The organism is Dyadobacter chenhuakuii (genome assembly GCF_023821985.2).
GTDB classification, from domain to species: domain Bacteria; phylum Bacteroidota; class Bacteroidia; order Cytophagales; family Spirosomataceae; genus Dyadobacter; species Dyadobacter chenhuakuii.
Genome location: NZ_CP098805.1, coordinates 1,375,862 through 1,392,655, shown reverse-complemented (window position 1 = coordinate 1,392,655; position 16,794 = coordinate 1,375,862). Strand labels below are relative to the sequence as shown.

The 16,794-nt window shown below is 45.1% G+C and carries 18 protein-coding genes and 1 tRNA gene; 10 read left to right on the top strand and 9 right to left on the bottom strand.

Annotated features, from left to right (window positions below):
• Positions 1-25: 25 nt before the first annotated feature.
• Positions 26-631 (bottom strand): hypothetical protein, encoded by a 606-nt coding sequence (locus tag NFI80_RS05810; RefSeq protein ID WP_233798202.1) that lies wholly within the window; start codon positions 629-631, stop codon positions 26-28.
• Between the two features lie 214 nt (positions 632-845).
• Positions 846-1,685 (bottom strand): methylated-DNA--[protein]-cysteine S-methyltransferase, encoded by an 840-nt coding sequence (locus NFI80_RS05805; RefSeq protein WP_235164573.1) that lies wholly within the window; start codon positions 1,683-1,685, stop codon positions 846-848.
• 167 nt (positions 1,686-1,852) lie between these two features.
• On the opposite strand from NFI80_RS05805, the gene NFI80_RS05800 reads away from it, so the two are divergent.
• Entirely contained in the window at positions 1,853-2,155 is a 303-nt protein-coding gene (locus NFI80_RS05800; protein ID WP_235158514.1) for a hypothetical protein, read from the top strand.
• Positions 2,156-2,419: 264 nt separating this feature from the next.
• Here NFI80_RS05800 and NFI80_RS05795 read toward each other — a convergent pair whose 3' ends face one another.
• Entirely contained in the window at positions 2,420-3,400 is a 981-nt protein-coding gene (locus NFI80_RS05795; protein ID WP_235164574.1) for a Gfo/Idh/MocA family protein, read from the bottom strand.
• Between the two features lie 116 nt (positions 3,401-3,516).
• Between NFI80_RS05795 and NFI80_RS05790 the strand changes: the two genes are divergently transcribed.
• The 3 genes from NFI80_RS05790 to NFI80_RS05780 all read left to right on the top strand — a co-directional run bounded on the left by NFI80_RS05790 (position 3,517) and on the right by NFI80_RS05780 (position 5,997).
• On the top strand, positions 3,517-3,738 hold the full coding sequence (locus NFI80_RS05790; RefSeq protein ID WP_026633021.1) for a VF530 family protein: 222 nt from the start codon (positions 3,517-3,519) through the stop codon (positions 3,736-3,738).
• 60 nt (positions 3,739-3,798) lie between these two features.
• On the top strand, positions 3,799-4,677 hold the full coding sequence (locus tag NFI80_RS05785) for a DnaJ C-terminal domain-containing protein (protein ID WP_235158512.1): 879 nt from the start codon (positions 3,799-3,801) through the stop codon (positions 4,675-4,677).
• Positions 4,678-4,761: 84 nt separating this feature from the next.
• Complete coding sequence (locus NFI80_RS05780; protein WP_233798197.1) at positions 4,762-5,997, top strand: DEAD/DEAH box helicase; 1,236 nt, start codon at positions 4,762-4,764, stop codon at positions 5,995-5,997.
• Between the two features lie 79 nt (positions 5,998-6,076).
• On the opposite strand, the gene NFI80_RS05775 is transcribed toward NFI80_RS05780, so the two are convergent.
• Positions 6,077-6,541 (bottom strand): CHRD domain-containing protein, encoded by a 465-nt coding sequence (locus tag NFI80_RS05775; RefSeq protein ID WP_233798196.1) that lies wholly within the window; start codon positions 6,539-6,541, stop codon positions 6,077-6,079.
• A 78-nt stretch (positions 6,542-6,619) separates the two neighbouring features.
• Complete coding sequence (locus tag NFI80_RS05770; RefSeq protein ID WP_235158511.1) at positions 6,620-7,234, bottom strand: SH3 domain-containing protein; 615 nt, start codon at positions 7,232-7,234, stop codon at positions 6,620-6,622.
• A gap of 362 nt (positions 7,235-7,596) precedes the next feature.
• Between NFI80_RS05770 and NFI80_RS05765 the strand changes: the two genes are divergently transcribed.
• Positions 7,597-7,669: transfer RNA gene (locus NFI80_RS05765), tRNA-Lys, on the top strand.
• A gap of 253 nt (positions 7,670-7,922) precedes the next feature.
• Positions 7,923-9,155: a site-specific integrase gene (locus tag NFI80_RS05760; protein WP_235164575.1), complete on the top strand. Its 1,233-nt coding sequence runs from the start codon at positions 7,923-7,925 to the stop codon at positions 9,153-9,155.
• An 83-nt stretch (positions 9,156-9,238) separates the two neighbouring features.
• Here the strand turns inward: NFI80_RS05760 and NFI80_RS05755 are convergent, their stop codons facing one another.
• From NFI80_RS05755 to NFI80_RS05745, 3 genes are all read right to left on the bottom strand, one after another.
• Entirely contained in the window at positions 9,239-10,066 is an 828-nt protein-coding gene (locus NFI80_RS05755; RefSeq protein WP_235164576.1) for an alpha/beta fold hydrolase, read from the bottom strand.
• 768 nt (positions 10,067-10,834) lie between these two features.
• Positions 10,835-11,755 carry a helix-turn-helix domain-containing protein gene (locus tag NFI80_RS05750; RefSeq protein ID WP_235164577.1) on the bottom strand — a complete coding sequence of 307 codons (921 nt, stop codon included), beginning with the start codon at positions 11,753-11,755 and terminating at the stop codon, positions 10,835-10,837.
• Between the two features lie 61 nt (positions 11,756-11,816).
• Positions 11,817-12,590: an SDR family NAD(P)-dependent oxidoreductase gene (locus NFI80_RS05745; RefSeq protein ID WP_235164578.1), complete on the bottom strand. Its 774-nt coding sequence runs from the start codon at positions 12,588-12,590 to the stop codon at positions 11,817-11,819.
• Between the two features lie 210 nt (positions 12,591-12,800).
• Here NFI80_RS05745 and NFI80_RS05740 point away from each other — a divergent pair, with 210 nt between their 5' ends.
• The 3 genes from NFI80_RS05740 (at position 12,801) to NFI80_RS05730 (ending at position 14,747) form a co-directional block, all read left to right on the top strand.
• The gene (locus tag NFI80_RS05740; RefSeq protein ID WP_235164579.1) at positions 12,801-13,199 is read left to right on the top strand and encodes an SDR family NAD(P)-dependent oxidoreductase; all 399 of its coding nucleotides are present in this window, start codon (positions 12,801-12,803) and stop codon (positions 13,197-13,199) included.
• Positions 13,196-14,113, top strand: coding sequence for a helix-turn-helix domain-containing protein (locus NFI80_RS05735; protein WP_235164580.1), 918 nt, complete (start codon positions 13,196-13,198; stop codon positions 14,111-14,113). The genes NFI80_RS05740 and NFI80_RS05735 overlap by 4 nt, the downstream gene beginning before the upstream one ends.
• Positions 14,114-14,312: 199 nt before the next feature.
• On the top strand, positions 14,313-14,747 hold the full coding sequence (locus NFI80_RS05730) for a VOC family protein (protein WP_235161947.1): 435 nt from the start codon (positions 14,313-14,315) through the stop codon (positions 14,745-14,747).
• 81 nt (positions 14,748-14,828) lie between these two features.
• Here the strand turns inward: NFI80_RS05730 and NFI80_RS05725 are convergent, their stop codons facing one another.
• Complete coding sequence (locus tag NFI80_RS05725) at positions 14,829-15,200, bottom strand: RidA family protein (protein WP_235164581.1); 372 nt, start codon at positions 15,198-15,200, stop codon at positions 14,829-14,831.
• A 229-nt stretch (positions 15,201-15,429) separates the two neighbouring features.
• On the opposite strand from NFI80_RS05725, the gene NFI80_RS05720 reads away from it, so the two are divergent.
• Positions 15,430-16,755: a rhamnogalacturonidase gene (locus tag NFI80_RS05720; RefSeq protein ID WP_235164582.1), complete on the top strand. Its 1,326-nt coding sequence runs from the start codon at positions 15,430-15,432 to the stop codon at positions 16,753-16,755.
• Positions 16,756-16,794 lie beyond the last annotated feature (39 nt).

Below are 16,794 nucleotides of genomic sequence, written 5' to 3'. Positions count from 1 at the left end.
GCAACTTATTCGATTGATTAGGAAATTACTGTCCACCCAATCCGAAGATCACACCCACATTAACCCCACCGAAATTGGAAGTCGATTCGAAATCAATGTTATTAGCCGATCCCGTTGTTGATCCGTGGTTTTTATTACCAAAAACGAAATGGTAAATTCCTTCAACCTGAATACCGACGTTGCCGAAAGCAAAAATCAAACCTGCGCGCGGCGCGGCACCGAAGTTGCTGTGTTTTGAAGATTCAACGATTGTATTTCCGTTGAACTTGGCGTCGTATTTTGAGAAGTAAATACCGGCATCACCGCCAACATATGGCCTGATCACGCCTTCTGTAAAAAAGTAGTCAATCGTTCCGGTTACCGGCATCAACCGGCCCGTTGAGCTGAGCGTTTGCCCTGCCACCGTATAATCGCTTCCATCTGCGTAAATTTTACCTGCAACACCAAACGCAAAGTTGGGCGAAGTAAAAACACGAAGGTTCACCCCACCACCAGCAACGGTTTTGGAGTCTTCCACATTGGATTTGGCAAGTCCGCCTTGCAGTCCAAGTGAGAACTGGGCATAACTAACAGAGCTGATGGTCAGGAAAAATGCCGCCACAGCCAACGAACGAAATAATTGCTTTTTCATAACTGATATAGATTACTGATTGTTAATGCGAAGGACATTACGAATATCAGTCCATATCAGAAAAATCTCATTGCGAATAAGCGTGAATGCTTAGCAGACAATGCCTTACAACATTGGCAAATCACAATTATGCTATTCCACTTACAATAATTGCTGTGCAAATTATTCCTCAGCAGGCCATTTTCCTGGGAAATTTGGCGTCAACGATGATCCGTTATGCTGAGCGCGCCGCCTCCCACCCGATCAATGCCTTCTTGCGAAGGCTGCCCCAACGGTATTCTCCCAGCATTCCCTCCTTGCGGATCACGCGATGGCAGGGAATCAGGTAAGCGATCGGGTTGTCGCCGACTGCGGTTCCTACCGCCCTCACTGCTGCCGGATGGCCGATACTTTGGGCGATCTGTTGGTACGTGGTCACCGCGCCTTTGGGAATGCTCAATAAAGCTTCCCAGACTTTAAGCTGAAAGTTGGTCCCCTGAATCAGCACGGGCAGCTTTTCCAGCGACCCCGTTGCCGGTTGGAAGATACGGTCAATAAAACTTTTTGTAGAATCCTGGTCATGCTGAATGTTGGCATAGTGCCACTTTTTGGCCAATGCGATCAGTTCCGCTTCGCGGCTAGCCTCATCTACGAACGCCATTGCGCAGATTCCGCGGTCCGTTACTGCGATAAAACAATCGCCAAACGGTGTAGGGTGAATGCCGTAACGAATGGCCAGCCCCTTGCCCGAAGTTTTGAATTCCTGTGGAGTCACCGCTTCAATGCTGATGAAATGGTCGTAAACCCGGCTCTGGCTGGAAAGACCGGCTTGTTCCGCGAGCTCAACGAGGTTGGATGTTTCCCGGATCTTTTCTTTAAGATATGATGCAGTGATGAATTGAAGGAATTTTTTAGGGCTCACACCTGCCCATTCTGTGAAAACACGCTGAAAATGAAATTGACTAATGCTCACTTCCTCAGCCACTTCGAATAATGAAGGCTGTTCTTTTGCGTTGGCGACGATGAACTCGATGGCTTTGGCAATTTTGTCGTAATTATAATTTTCCTGGTTCATGGGATTAATAATTTGTTATACAAAATTGGCCTCGAATCTACGGTTACCCAACCTGAAACTTGCTCAAAAAGCCACCATTCACACATTTCAATTTTTAAATTAAGTCCCTTAACCCTTATATTCACGATGTTATTTAAACGCAACATTCCTACTAACGACCACTAATCATGAGGTTTTTCGCAATAGCAATCTTCGCTTTTTTCGTCGGCATGCACCAGGCACAAGCCCAGAATTTCAAAGCCGAACTGAAAAAACTCGATTCGGAAATTAAGGCAGCCTATAAAAATAAGAAATTAACCGAGCTTGAATATTCCAAATTACAGCGCGAACAGGATGTAATCCTGGCAGCAATAGAAAAGGCTCAGGCTGATGACATTGTGACACCGGACGAGAAAAATAAGATTCATTCAAAAATCGTCCGGTCCAAAAAAAGGCTCGCCAAATACAAGACGAACCGGGAAGTTTATTAAGCCAAAGCCAATGTCAGACTGAGCGTACTTCGGCTCCGCTCAGTCTGACATTGGCTTTGGCTTTGCTTAGTGCGACATTGTCGCTAAGTGGTTTTTTAGTAGTCTTTTTTGCCGTCTTTTTTCGCTTTTTTCTCTGCGCGCTTTTCTTTCAGGTTCTTCTCAGGCTCTTTTTTCGTGCTTCCCTTGTCGAGATTTTTACCCTTTGCCATGACTATTGAATTTTTGAGGTTATGATGATTGAATAACTGTAAAACTATAAAAAAATTACTTTTTCGTAATCCAATCCATGATATGGTTCGCCCTTGCTCCTGTTTCTCCTGTGCTGGGGCAAGTCCCTTCGCCTCGTAAGGTTTTCACAATCGAATCAATCAAAGGCTGTTGGACGTGCGGCGGATACGGAATGTTAATGACCTCCGTTCCGGATTCTGTTTCGACTATAATGTCAAATTTTTCAAAAAACGAAAAGGTGATCCTGCCTGCGGAACCAATGATTTGTGCCTGATCCTCGCGCTGTTCCTTGTTGATGGTATAGCACCAGCTTCCATGGCCCAGCACACCGGATTCAAACTCATAATTGGCGACGACGATGTCATCCGCTTCATATAAACCCGCCTGGTTGCGCGCAATCCCGGAAGCATACTTAACCGGTCCAAACACAAATCCCAGGAAATCAAACTGGTGCGAAGCAAGGTCATGAAAATGCCCGCCACCCGATATTTTTGGGTCAACACGCCAGCGCGGTTTCCGGTCGGCACCGACTTCTTCCTCATAAGGCTGCCATTGCAGGCAAATGCTGACAAATCTTACATCACCGATTATCTTGCTGTCAATCAACTCTTTAACCTTTAAAAAATAATCAAGCGAACGCCTGTAAAATGCCACAAAAACAGGCACGCCGCTTTCTTTACTGAATGCATTGATCCGGTCGCATTCAGCGCCATTTAACGCCATCGGCTTTTCAATGTAGACAGGCTTACCTACCTTCATAGCCTTTATCGCCAGTTCTTCGTGCGCATCCGGTGGCGTGGCAATGTATATCGCGTTGATTTCGGGGTCGTTAATGAGCTCGTCGGCATCCGCATACCATTTGGGAACATTGTGCCGGGACGCATAGTCGGCTGCTTTTTCGGCATCGCGCCGCATAACAGCGACAAGGCTGGAATTGGCAACTTTGTTAAAAGCCGGGCCGCTTTTGACTTCGGTAACATTACCACACCCGATAATGCCCCATTTTATCTGATCCATAAGCAGGATTTTTGTTTGAAATTATCGCGATTCAGCTTTGAACTAATCGTTAAGCATAATAATTATTTAATTGGATAAATCTACTTTAAAACGAAGGCAACATTCTATTACAAAACATGGAAATACAACCCAATAACCCGCTTCACGGAAAGACCCTGGAAGCAATTTTGAACGAACTGGTTGAATATTATGGCTGGGAACAAATGGGTTATCACATTAATATTAATAGCTTTCAGTTTGAGCCGAGTGTTAAATCCAGTTTGAAGTTTTTAAGGAAAACGCCGTGGGCAAGGAAAAAAGTAGAAGACCTGTATTTGAAAATGCTCGAACGCAAATGACGTGAGCGCAATTTTTTTGATATGAATAACAAACCTGAATCGATCTAAACTTTTTTAATTATGCCATTCGTAGATTATTACCAGATCCTTGGCGTAGATAAAAACGCGCAGGACAAGGACATAAAGAACGCTTACCGCAAACTGGCCCGGAAATATCATCCCGATGTAAATCCGGACGATAAAGAAGCTGAAAAGAAGTTCCAGGAGCTAAATGAAGCCAACGAAGTGCTCAGCGATCCTGAAAAAAGAAAAAAATACGACCAGTATGGTAAAGACTGGCAGCATAGTGATGAGTTTGAAAGGGCGCGCCAGTCCCGGGCCCATTCGTCACGCCAGCAAGGCCAGTGGCAGACAGGCGGCAATGATTTTTCGGATTTTTTTGAATCCATGTTCGGTTCTTCAAGCGGCTTTGGCGGCGGCAGGCAGCGCACTTTGCGCGGCCAGGATTACCAGGCCGAGCTGCACCTGACATTACAGGAAGCATATCATACGCAAAAGAAGACGATCACGGTTAACGGCAAAAACATCCGCATTACCGTTCCCGCAGGCATTCAAAACGGCCAGACGATCAAGATCGCAGGCCACGGCGGTCCGGGTGCCAGCGGCGGCCAGAATGGAGATCTTTTCATCACATTCAACATTGCTGCCGACGATAAGCTCCGAAGGACCGGCGACGACATTCATCAGAAAGTGGAGCTCGACCTTAAAACTGCATTGCTGGGCGGTGAACTGATCATCGAAACCCTAAGCGGAAAAGTAAAGCTTCCCGTTAAGCCCGAAACGCAGAATGGAAGTGTCGTCAGATTAAAAGGAAAAGGTTTTCCTGTTTACAAAAAAGCGGACAGTTTCGGGGACCTTTATGTAACATTTGATATAAAAATTCCCGAAAACCTGAACGAGCGCCAAAAAGAACTGATTGCCGAAGCCTTCAACAATTAATCGTGCGGTCTTGGATAACAGCGTATCTTTGGGCAGTTTTTAGAAGGCGGCGAACCAGAAAAGCCGCCTTACAATCCTTATTTTATGAAATTCGAAGATTACCACATTGCCTCCGAGATCAAGCGCAGCCTCGATACAGCCGGGTTTAAAAAGCCCACAGACATTCAGTTCAAGGCTATTCCGGCGATTATGAAGGGCGAGGATGTATTGGCCATTGCGCAAACGGGAACGGGTAAAACCGCCGCCTTTGCGATTCCGGTCATTGATAAATTACACAAACAAAAAGTTTCCAGCCGCTCAGAAGGGATCAAATGCGTAGTGATGGTCCCCACTCGGGAACTTGCGATCCAGATCACCGAAGTTTTTGCGAAACTGGCGCAGCATACGAGGGTTAAGGCATTCAGCGTTTTTGGCGGCGTAGAACAAGGTCCGCAAATCGCACAATTGGAAAAAGGCATTGATGTGCTCGTTTCCACACCCGGGAGAATGTTCGATCTGGTAAGTCAGGGCCACATTAAGCTCGACCGCATCGAGATCCTGATCCTCGACGAAGCCGATCATATGCTCGACCTGGGTTTTATTAAAGACATTCAGGATCTGATCAAATTTCTTCCTAAGAGCAGGCAAACGCTCTTTTTCTCGGCCACGATCAATGAGAAGATCAAGAAACTCGCCTATTCGCTTGTAAAGAATGCCATACGCATCCAGATTTCCCCTAATGACCGGGTTGCTAAGAACATTACCCATTCGGTTGCTTTTGTCGAAATGGATGACAAGCGATTTTTCCTGGAACGCGTCATCAAAGAAAATCCGGATAGCAAAATCCTCGTTTTTGTTCGCACAAAAGTGCGTGCCGAAAGGGTTTTCAATGCGCTGGAAAGAATGGAGATCAAGAGCTTAACCATTCACGGCGATAAGGAACAAGCCGACCGGCTTACAGCATTGAACGAATTCAAGAAAGGCAATACCAAAGTGCTGATCGCCACCGACGTCAGCGCCAGGGGAATAGACATTGCCAATGTTGATTATGTGGTGAATTACGATCTTCCTGAACAGGCCGAAAACTATGTGCACCGGGTAGGCCGCACAGGACGCGGAACGCAAAAGGGCCGCGCCGTGTCATTTTGCAGCCCTGAGGAAAAACCGATGCTTGAAGAAATTCAAACCTATCTCGACAAACCCATCGATGTCCTGAACATCAGCGCCACGGATTATTCCCAAACCATCGACTTCACCGCCGACACAACCGACGATCTGAAATCGCTTATGAAAGAAGTTGAAGCGTACGAAACGGCCAAGAAGAAGAAAAAGAAGAACTAATGTTCGGATTACGGCACGAAAAAAGGCTTGCAGGTTCGCTGCAAGCCTTTTTTATAAGGTTAAAAACTCCTAAAAGATCTTATTCTTCGATTTTATCAGCAAGGATCTGTCCGCGAATTTCACCGTAAATGTTGTTTACGCTCGGGATGTTAACATACATCATTCCCAGGATCAATTGTGTTTGTTGCTCAGTATTCAGCTTCTGTGTTCCCTGAACCTGGCTGCCTGTAGGCTTATCAGCCAATGTGAACACCAACGGACCTGCCTCCCATGATGGGCTTGCTGTGTGGATGTTTACAGAGGTCGGTGTAACGTTCTGATAATTAATGTTGTATTTCAACTCCATGGTGGCTTTGTTGTATTCAAAAACACCTGTGCCTTGTCCAGCGGAAGTAGCTTTTGGAACAGTAGCACTACTATTTATAACTGCGGAGAACTTCACAATGTCATCTTTGTGAGGACCTTCCTCTTTGCAAGACGACACAAACCCTAACATTACAACTCCTGCGATCAATAGTAAAAAACGTTTCATTGGCTTTTTCATACATCGTTAATTTAAAAAAAAATTTGTCCTAAATATATATAAACTTATCTCGTTACAAAAATGATACCCGCACTGCACTCAAATATTCCAAAGGTCACTTTTACGTATATACACGATCCGGTTGTTCCATATAACCCGGTTCCAGTGGTCCACAGAGCCCACAATTGTCAGCTTATGCCCCTTTCCTACCCGATCGATAACCGGGGCCGCCGATGACGGCTCATCTCTCAGGAACGTATTTTCGTTAATGATAATGCAAGTCCGGTAAAGCGACGGCACGTTGAGAATACCCAGTAACACAAGCAGATACACGACAATTGACACCTTGTGTATTTGCATTATCGGCTCGCCTCTCCGAACTTTTGTAACCATTATTACCACTATGTACGTCCCCAAAGTTAGAAGCAATATTGGAATGTAATCACCATATCTTCTATAAAAAATTATAAAATAGTTGTAATCGTCGAATTCATAGCCGGTTAGATTCTGTTCAGCCGCCAGCTTATCCATTTTTTCAAAAAGGCGCCGCGACGGGTTTGTGAGGGCGAGTTTGCTTAGATAAAAAAGGCAATCGGTGTAGTTATTTGTCTTTTCGGCCAGAAAAGCCAGTTTGAGAAGCAGGCTTTGGTTGTTTTTTTCGTCTTCGCTAAAATTTTTTTTATAGAGTACAAGTGACTCGGGGTATCTTGCCATAGCAAACAGAGAATCAGCCGTTTTTAGCTCTTTTTTATTGGCTGAAAAGGCTGTTTCAGGGGCTATGACAGTTCCCAAAAAAATCCAAATTAACAGGTATTTCTTACTCAGGGCTTGCATTATACTTTTTTGAATTCTACTTTTGCATCGCAATTACGGAAACGCCCCGTGCAAATCCAATTAATAAAGAAAGTTGCAAGCTCAGCCGATCAGAGCAAAAGAAATAGGATTCCGTAGCTCAGCTGGTAGAGCAATACACTGGGCAACATTTGCCGCGCGGCGTCCGCTTTTAATGTATGGGTCCTGGGCCCTTCTACAAGGAAAGCAAAAAGCTGAAAGTGAACAGTTAAAATCACTAATAGGATTCCGTAGCTCAGCTGGTAGAGCAATACACTTTTAATGTATGGGTCCTGGGTTCGAATCCCAGCGGGATCACTTGAAGAAATAACAAAAAGCATCAAAAGCCTGCAAATCAATAGATTAGCGGGCTTTTTTCTTTTCCGGATATACCAAAATATTCAATTTCTTACAAATTTTTGGTGAGTAATTCGGTGAGTTCAACAATCTGCAAGTTTTACTCACCAGAATCACTGTAACTTATTGTTTGTGAAGATGTTTACCTCGTAAACATCTTGTGCTGATTAGGCTTGCAAGACTACTTTTGTTCAACTTTTAACCTGAAAAGGGTATGAAAACAAAGATCAGTCTGCTTTTCTATTTGAAGAAGCCGAAGAATTATCAAAAAGGGCCTGTACCAATTTACTTGCGGATTACGGTTGAAAGTAAAAGGGTGGAATTTACCACCGGACGAGAATGTGAGCCCAGCCGCTGGAATGCGGTTGCTGGCAGAGTGACTGGCGCAAAAGAGGCCGTGAAGTCTGTTAATGCCTATCTCGGTAATCTCGAACAGCAATTGTTAGATGCCCACGCCGCCCTGGTTCGTGACGATGCTTTGATAACCGCGGAGACAATCAAAAACAAATTTCTTGGCGTGGGTCCTAAGCAGCGGTTACTGATGACAGTGATCGCTGACCATAACGAGCGAATGAAGGCGTTGGTCGGTCAAGAATATGCGATAGGCACATTCAACCGCTATAAAGTGCTCGAACGCCATACAATGGCATTCTTAAAAAGTCACTTCAACATAAGCGACTTTGACATTAGCCGCATCGATTTGGCCTTCATCGCCGACTATGAATTCTACCTACGCTCGGTTCGCAAGATGGGAAACAATGCCGTGGTTAAGCACATGAAAATGTTCCGCAAGATTGTCAATATCTGCCTGGGCAACCGCTGGATGAATCTTGATCCGTATTTGAACTTCAAAGGCAAGTACAAGAAAGTCGATAAGGCGATCCTGACCAGAGCCGAGCTAGATTTAATGGCCACTAAGGAATTCGCGAGCGATCGGCTCACTCAGGTTCGAGACACTTTTCTCTTTTGTTGTTTCACCGGCCTGGCTTATTCGGATGTTCAGAAACTCGAAAAAGGTCAGATAGTAAGAGGAATTGATGGTGAGCAATGGATTTTCTGCCAGCGAACAAAAACGAATGTTAAATCGCATATTCCGTTGCTGCCGGAGGCGCTTCAAATTCTTGACAGGTACAAAGATCATCCGTATTGTGAATCGCGCGGGCTAGTGCTGCCTGTGCCGAGTAATCAGAAGATGAATGACTATCTGAAAGAGATCGCTGTGATCTGCGGCATCAATAAGATTCTTACTTCACACGTAGCCAGGCATACGTTCGCGACTACCGTTACGCTGCAAAACGGGGTTCCAATTGAAAGCGTTTCTAAAATGCTAGGACATAAGAACATTCGTACGACCCAGATTTATGCAAAGATCCTGGACACGAAGGTTAGCGAAGATATGCAGGCTTTGAAAGGGCGGCTTTCCAAGAGATCTGGTACGGAAGGTTAGCGCTGCACCTTCTCTCTCACGACCCCTCCTGTTTGTGAGAGGGGATCGCGAGAGAGAAGGTGAAAACGAGCATTTGTTTCTGACTATTTGTATTTAAAAATAAAGCGGTTGCAAATTTCGGCAAAAAGATTTGGATCGCTCATCCAGGGATCGTGGCAGGCTCCTTTGATAGTATGTAATCTGGCATTTGGGAAAACATTCATGTACTCGTCCGCGCAATCAATCTGACACGTCCTGCTACCATTGAAAATAAGAACAGGAAGAAGAATCTTACTAAGACTGTCTATCACCGGTGCCGAGATAAAGCTTCGTCTGGTTTCCAAGGCAGGTGCCTCCATGTACATTTCAGTTTCTTTATAAATAGAAATAGTCTCCTCGCTAAGTGACTTGTCAACATTTTGGCGAATTAAGATCCCAGTTTCTTTCAAAATTTGCTTGTGAGATAGAACACGTCTTGAATAGGTTCTTTTTCTATACGGTTTGTTATATCCTTCCCATTTAACTGTACCAGTAAGAATAATGCCTTTCACATCTTCTGGATGCTTGTAGGCATAAATCATAGCTAACATACTTCCCCATGAAGAACCGACAAGGAAAACCTTGTTTTTTTTCGAGAAGGTTTTTATTACTCTTCTTAAATCCTTCACGTGTTCCTCCCATATGTATGTGCTGTCTTGCTCGCTAAGTCCACAACCACGCTGGTCATAGTACACAATCGAAGTATATTTAGTAAGAAGATCAAATTCGGGACGTAGATAATCGTGCCGGACAGCTGGGCCACCATGCAGAGCAATAATTATCTGAGGTTTATCGCTCAGTTTCCAATATGCTAATTTTGGAGAGCCCTTCACAAAGCCATCCTGGCCATAACCTGGGAAGACAAAACCAAAAAAAATTGTGAAAATTGACATTGTCTTCATGTCTAACAACCTATGTTACTGGTGTACAATTTATTAAAAAAACAATAGGAATATTAATTGAACCTTGGCGATTTCATCTGGCCACCCGAGCAACAACCGCCTTGTTTCCAAAAACATCACAAATCATTTTTCTTCTATTTCGTTCACTAGCCAATCATTTTCATTTTCGTTTACGATTGCCTCTTAACCGCAATCGGCCAGATGTACAATTGTCATACAATTGAATCTGGCCCGCCCAAACGCTCCGAAGTCGCTGGCGGGAGATTTTTATTAATTTTCCTATATTTGAGCTAATCGTAAGCCAGTCGCCGCAATCTGGTGAGTGACAAGGTGAGTACAAGACTTAGCAGGATATAAGTATTTGATTAACAATTTGTTACTTGAAAAAATGTGATCCCAGCGGGATCACAAAGGCGCCTCGAAAGGGCGCTATTTTTGTTTAATTGCAATTCCATACCTCAGTTGGAAGAGCAATACACCGGAACGCCGGCCGCTTTTAATGTATGGGTCCTGGCGGTGCCGCGATCGGCTTCGAATCCCAGCGGGATCACTTGAAAAAATAATAAAGCCTGCTAATCAATAGATTTGCAGGCTTTTTCTTTTCGAGATTACCCCAAATATTCAATTTCCCAGACATTTTTGGTGAGTAATTCGGTGAGTTCACAAATCTGCAAATTTTACTCACCAGGATCGAGTTCTAAATCTGGAAATAACCTGGAAGCCTACTATTCTCACTTTAACGCTGTTAAACGAATGCTATCACGTAAACGAAGCCCTGAAATCCATTGGAGATTGATTGGTTTTGTTTTTGAATAGCTTGCTGAAACTTTGCGAATGCTCAAAACCGAGCTCATAGGCAATTTCGGACATGCTTAACTGCGTCGTGGTCAGCCGCTCTTTTGCTTTCTCGATTAATTTTTCATGGATGTACTGCTGCGCGTTCTGTCCGATCAGCGAACGGAGCATATCGCTCAGGTAACCTGGCGAGAGGTTCAGTTTTTCGGAAAGAAACTGAACGGTAGGAACTCCGTCATGCAAGGATTGCTGGGTGTTCAAATAATTATCCAGTATGGCTTCTGTTTTCGACAGTATATCATGGTTGACCACTTTGCGTGTAATGAACTGCCGCTTGTAGTAGCGGTTAACATAGCTCAGCAGCAGTTCGATATGTGCGATCATGACCTCCTGACTGAATTCATCTACACGGCTATTGAGCTCCTGTTCCATATTCCTGTAAATTGAAAGGATATTTTCCTTTTCGGTGTCGGACAAATGAAGTGCTTCATTAGCTGAATATGCGAAATAGCCATATTGCCTGATCTTACTTGCCAACGGGTGGCCCAATAAAAAATCAGGGTGTATGAGCAGAATGTAACAGTAGGTCCTGCTATTATAATCCGTGCTGCCCACTAATTGGTTAGGCGCCAGGAACAGCATGCTTCCTTCATCGTAATCATAATAGTCCCTTCCATACTTTAGCCTTCCGTTGTTATCGGTGATGAAAGTGATCTTATAGAAGCTAAGCAAGTCGTAGATCGGCGCCATGCTTGTATTAAAGGGGTTGCGCTCGTTGAAATGGACAAGGCTGATCAACGGATGCTGGGGTTTGGGCAAGCCGAAGGCCTCATGCGTTTCCGATATGGTTATGAACCGAATCAATTTGTCTTCCTTATTTTTCATTATATAAATATATCAAAATCCCGTAACTATTTCCAGCCACGGGATTTTGACCTTTTTACTGTCACCACGGAACAATGTTGTCTGCTCCCGCATAGGCAGCCGGTCCTGTAAAGCTTCCTGTGGGAAGGTCCTCTGCCAGGGCTACCCTTATTGGCTCCCTGGACCCTTCCTCTACCGTATCGGTTCCCTGGAAATTATTAAGAGCCGTTGCCGTAAAACCCGGACTTACCAGGTGTACTTTGATATTTGCACTCTCTAAATCGATCGCCAGTGAAAGGAATATACCATTGAGTGCAGTTTTGGATGCGCCATAAGCGGCGTCGAACGCAGAGCGGAAGGGGTTGGCCGGATTGGCATTCAAAGTAAGGGAACCCAGTGCGCTCGACACTGTGACAATCCGTGCTGAGTCTGCTTTCCTTAATAGAGGTAAAAAGGCTTGTGTCACGGCAAGTGTACCAAACACATTCGTTTCCCAGACCTTTTTCATTTCATCGATAGGCGCAATACTGGCGCGCTGAGCTCCGAGGACCTCTTCCATGGTGCGTCCCGGCTTTCCTGCATTTGAGATTGCTGCGTTATTGACCAGCAGCGTCAGGTATCCCGCTTCGCTTTGAATTTGCCTTACTGCTGCGTCGATGGACTGGGAATCGGTAATGTCCAATTGAATCGCTTTTGACTGTTTGCCTATCCCGGTAACGGCAGCGTCCCCTTTGTCCTTGTTTCTGGCACCGACGTAAACGGTGTAGCCTTCATCAGCAAGTGATTTAGCGATCTGGTATCCCACGCCTGTATTTGCTCCTGTAACCAGTGCTACTTTCTTTTTTTCTGTCTGCATATCATTTGAATTTTTATAAAACAAAATTCGGTGATCGTAACACAGCGCTTGTAGCCGAAACAGGAAATGTTGTATCCAAATTGAGGGTGCATTCCGTATATGAATCCATCTATTGGCAAGACCATTTCGGCTACAACAATCTCCACATCCACTACGAGCGCCAGCCGCAAGCCACGGAAATTTGTCTCTCGAAAAAAACAAGCAAGACAAATGACAAAGACGATTTTTATTACCGGTGCTTCAACGGGTATCGGAAGGGCTACGGCCAAATTGTTTGCGGCCAAAGGCTGGAAGGTGATCGCGACCATGCGCAAGCCTGAAAATGAAACAGAACTCCATGCGCTGAATAATGTAACCGTGTTGCCCCTCGATGTGACCAACACGCGACAAATCCATGAAATCACGCAGCAGGCGCTGGCTTTGGGTGATATTGATGTGGTATTTAATAATGCAGGTTATGGATTGTTTGGCGCATTGGAAGCGATGACCGACGAGCAGCTGGTTCAACAGATGGAAACCAATTTTTTTGGTGTAGTGCGGGTGACGCAGGCATTTCTCCCCTATTTCCGCGAGCGGAAAGCGGGACTTTTTATCACTACCGGCTTATGAAAAGGGAACATCTCAAACCGCGCGTGTACCACTCCATTTCTGAAATGCAGCGCGCATTCGGCCTGCCACAACCATTGCACCCGCTGATCAGCTTGCTCGATTTCAATAAGGTGCGGATCACAGCCGAAATGCTGGCCGAAACTTTTTCAATGGATTTCTATAATATCACCTACAACGAATCGGCGGGCTGCCGGATGCGCTATGGGCAAACAACCTACGACTTTCAGGAAGGCGGCATGTTTTTCTCCTCGCCGGGCCAGCCGCTGACGGGCATTCAGGTGGCCGAAGAAACCCTGGGATTTACATTGCTGGTACATCCTGATTTTCTTCGAAACTATCCGTTGGACGCCAAAATGAAACATTATGGCTTTTTCTCCTACTCGGTGACCGAGTCGCTGCATTTATCGGACAAAGAAAAGTTGATCATCGAAGGCATTGCCAGCAACATCGGCGATGAGCTCGAAACGGCGATCGACGACCTGAGCCAGGATGTGCTGATTTCGCAGTTGGAGCTGATGCTGAATTACAGTCAGCGGTTTTACAAACGCCAGTTCATTACCCGCAAACCGATCAACAATGCATTGCTGGAAAAGCTGGATCAATTGCTGAATAATTATTTCGACGACGAAACCGCCCTCCTAAAAGGGCTTCCGAGCGTCCAGTATCTTTCCGACGAACTACACGTTTCGCCCCGCTACCTGGGCGACATGCTCCGCGCGCTGACCGGCCAGAATACGCAGCAGCACATTCACAACAAGCTGATTGAAAAAGCAAAGGAGGTGTTGACATTCAGTGATCTGACAGTTGGTGAAATCGCCTACCAGCTCGGTTTTGAGCATCCGCAGTCTTTCAATAAGTTATTTAAATCAAAGACAAACTTTTCCCCTCTGGAATTCAGGGCGAGCTTTAACTGAGGTGCCAAGCATTGTCAAAGTTTGGCGTTATTTACCCCCTATATTGTCGCATTTGCACAGTGTCGGGGCCAGGACTTAGTTTCACCTTTGTGATGCCTATATCTGCTTTATTGCAGTAATATAGCAAACAGCTTCTCTGCCAACCGTACGAGAACAAATGCTGGTAAGCACAAGAATCAACTAAAAATTCAACCAAATTATGAGAACAATCAATCCCTGGATCAACTTCAATGGAAATGCGGAAGAAGCATTTAATTTCTACAAATCCGTTTTTGGCGGTGATTTCACGAAGATCGTCCGTTTCAAAGACCTGGCAAGCGATGAATTTCCTATACCAGAAAACGAGGCAAATAAAATAATGACCATTGTTCTACCCATAGGAAAACACAATGTATTGATCGCCAATGACGTGCCGGAGTTTATGGGACGGGTAAGCGAAAGTGAAAACAGGTCCAAAATATCCATCAGCGCAGAAAGCCGCGAAGAAGCAGAGCAAATTTTCAACGGACTGTCAGCAGGCGGAACTATCGAAGGACCAATCGACGAAAGTCCCTGGGGAACCTACGCTGGCATGTTCAGAGACAAATATGGAATAGAATGGATCGTGGAATTTGATCCAAGCTATCACGCGTAATACCAGCGCAAGAAAAACGCCGTTCCGGGTCACCGGAGCGGCGTTTTTTTATTCATTTCAGCGTGCCTATTAATCTCACCCCTACCGCAACTCCAAACTAGCCATAGTAGTCAACTCAACCCTGGCTTGTTTCGGCAAACCTGCTACGGCTATGCAAGTGCGGGTTGGGAAACGGTCGGTGAAGTAAGTTTGATATACGGCGTTGAGTTCGTCGAAATAGCGCATATCGGTCAGGTATACGGTCACGCTGACGATGTGGCTGAATGTTAGATTGTGCTCGTTGAGTATGGTTTCTATATTCGTAAACACCTGCCTGACCTCGTCCTGGAAAGATGTTGTCACCAGCTGCCCGCCTGCCGAGCCGATCTGACCGGAAATGAACAGGAATCCGTTGGAAACCAAAGCTTTTGAAATCGGAACTGCCGGTGCTGCGGCATTTTCATTTGTACTCATGTGATTATATTTTATTGATATGTTTGTATCTCAGCACCAAGTTATGCCCTTTGCATGAAAGTATCGATCCCCTTGGGCGTAAAAGTCAAATGTGATTGACGCAGTCTGAAAACCCTGGAAGTACATTATCAGTATATTCTGCCGGGTGCTTCCTCTCTACAACATTACGAAAGACGCGATGCTCATTTTGCATCGGAAAGCGATACATTATCAATCAGAAATCTTTGTTATGCCAAAATTATGTCTGTTGCTCCTTACATGCCTATGCGCTCTTATTTCATTTGCTCAAACAAAAAAATCCACTACGTTCCCCGATGGCACCAAAATACCGGATTGGTTTTCAGACAGTTCCAAAATTGAGCTTTCGGATTTGGGTAAACAGTTTGTCATTACAAAACACGGGGTGTCAGCGGATAGCAATGCAGTACAAACGGCGGCTATCCAGAAAGTAATTGATTTGGCGCATCAGCAAGGCGGCGGCGTGATCATCGTTCCAAAAGGTACGTTTCTGAGCGGTGCATTATTTTTTAAGCCAAAAACACATTTGTATGTTTCCGAAGGCGCGGTGTTGAAAGGTTCAGATAAGATTGCGGATTACCCGATGATGCCATCCCGGATGGAAGGTCAAACGCTGGATTATTTCCCGGCATTGGTGAATGCGTATGGCGTGAATGGCTTTACAATCTCAGGAAAGGGCACTATCGACGGAAACGGGCTGAATTATTGGAAGGCATTCTGGCAAAGACGAAAGGAAAATCCGAATTGTACAAACCTGGAAGTGTCGCGCCCGAGGCTGGTTTTTATCTGGAAAAGCAATGATGTGCAGGTTCAGGATGTGCGGCTGCAAAATTCCGGTTTCTGGACGAGCCACTATTATCAATGCAATAACATCAAGATCTTGAATGTTCGGATTACGGCTCCTCACGAGCCCATTAAGGCGCCCAGCACGGATGCAATCGATCTCGACGTTTGTAATAATGTGTTGATCAAGGGGTGCTATCTGGCTGTAAATGATGATGCTATCGCATTGAAAGGTGGAAAAGGCCCTTATGCCGACAAGGATGCGGGGAATGGTGCGAACACAAATGTGATTATAGAAGACTCAGAATTTGGGTTCTGCCACGCGGCGCTCACGTGTGGCAGCGAAGCCATTCATAATAAGAACATTGTGATGCGCAACTGCCACATTACCAACGCTATGCGTGTGTTATGGCTTAAAATGAGGCCAGATACACCGCAAAAATACGAGTTTGTGAGCGTTGAGAACATTACAGGTTACGCTTACAGTCTGATCTATGTTAAGCCCTGGAAGCAGTTTTTTGACTTGAAAGGACGGAAAGACGTACCCCTATCCTACTGCGACAATATCAGCCTGAAGAACATTGATCTGAAATGCGAAGTCTTTTTTGATGTCAGCCCCGGCGACTATGATAAGTTGTCCAGATTCAAATTCGAGAACCTGAATATTTCCGCAAAAAATGGAGCTTATGACAAAACCGTCGTTCAGGATTTCAGGCTGACCAATGTAAAAGTGAATGGTAAAATGATTGACTAAACGGATATAAGAAGCGAGACTGCCGGTGGGACAGTCTCG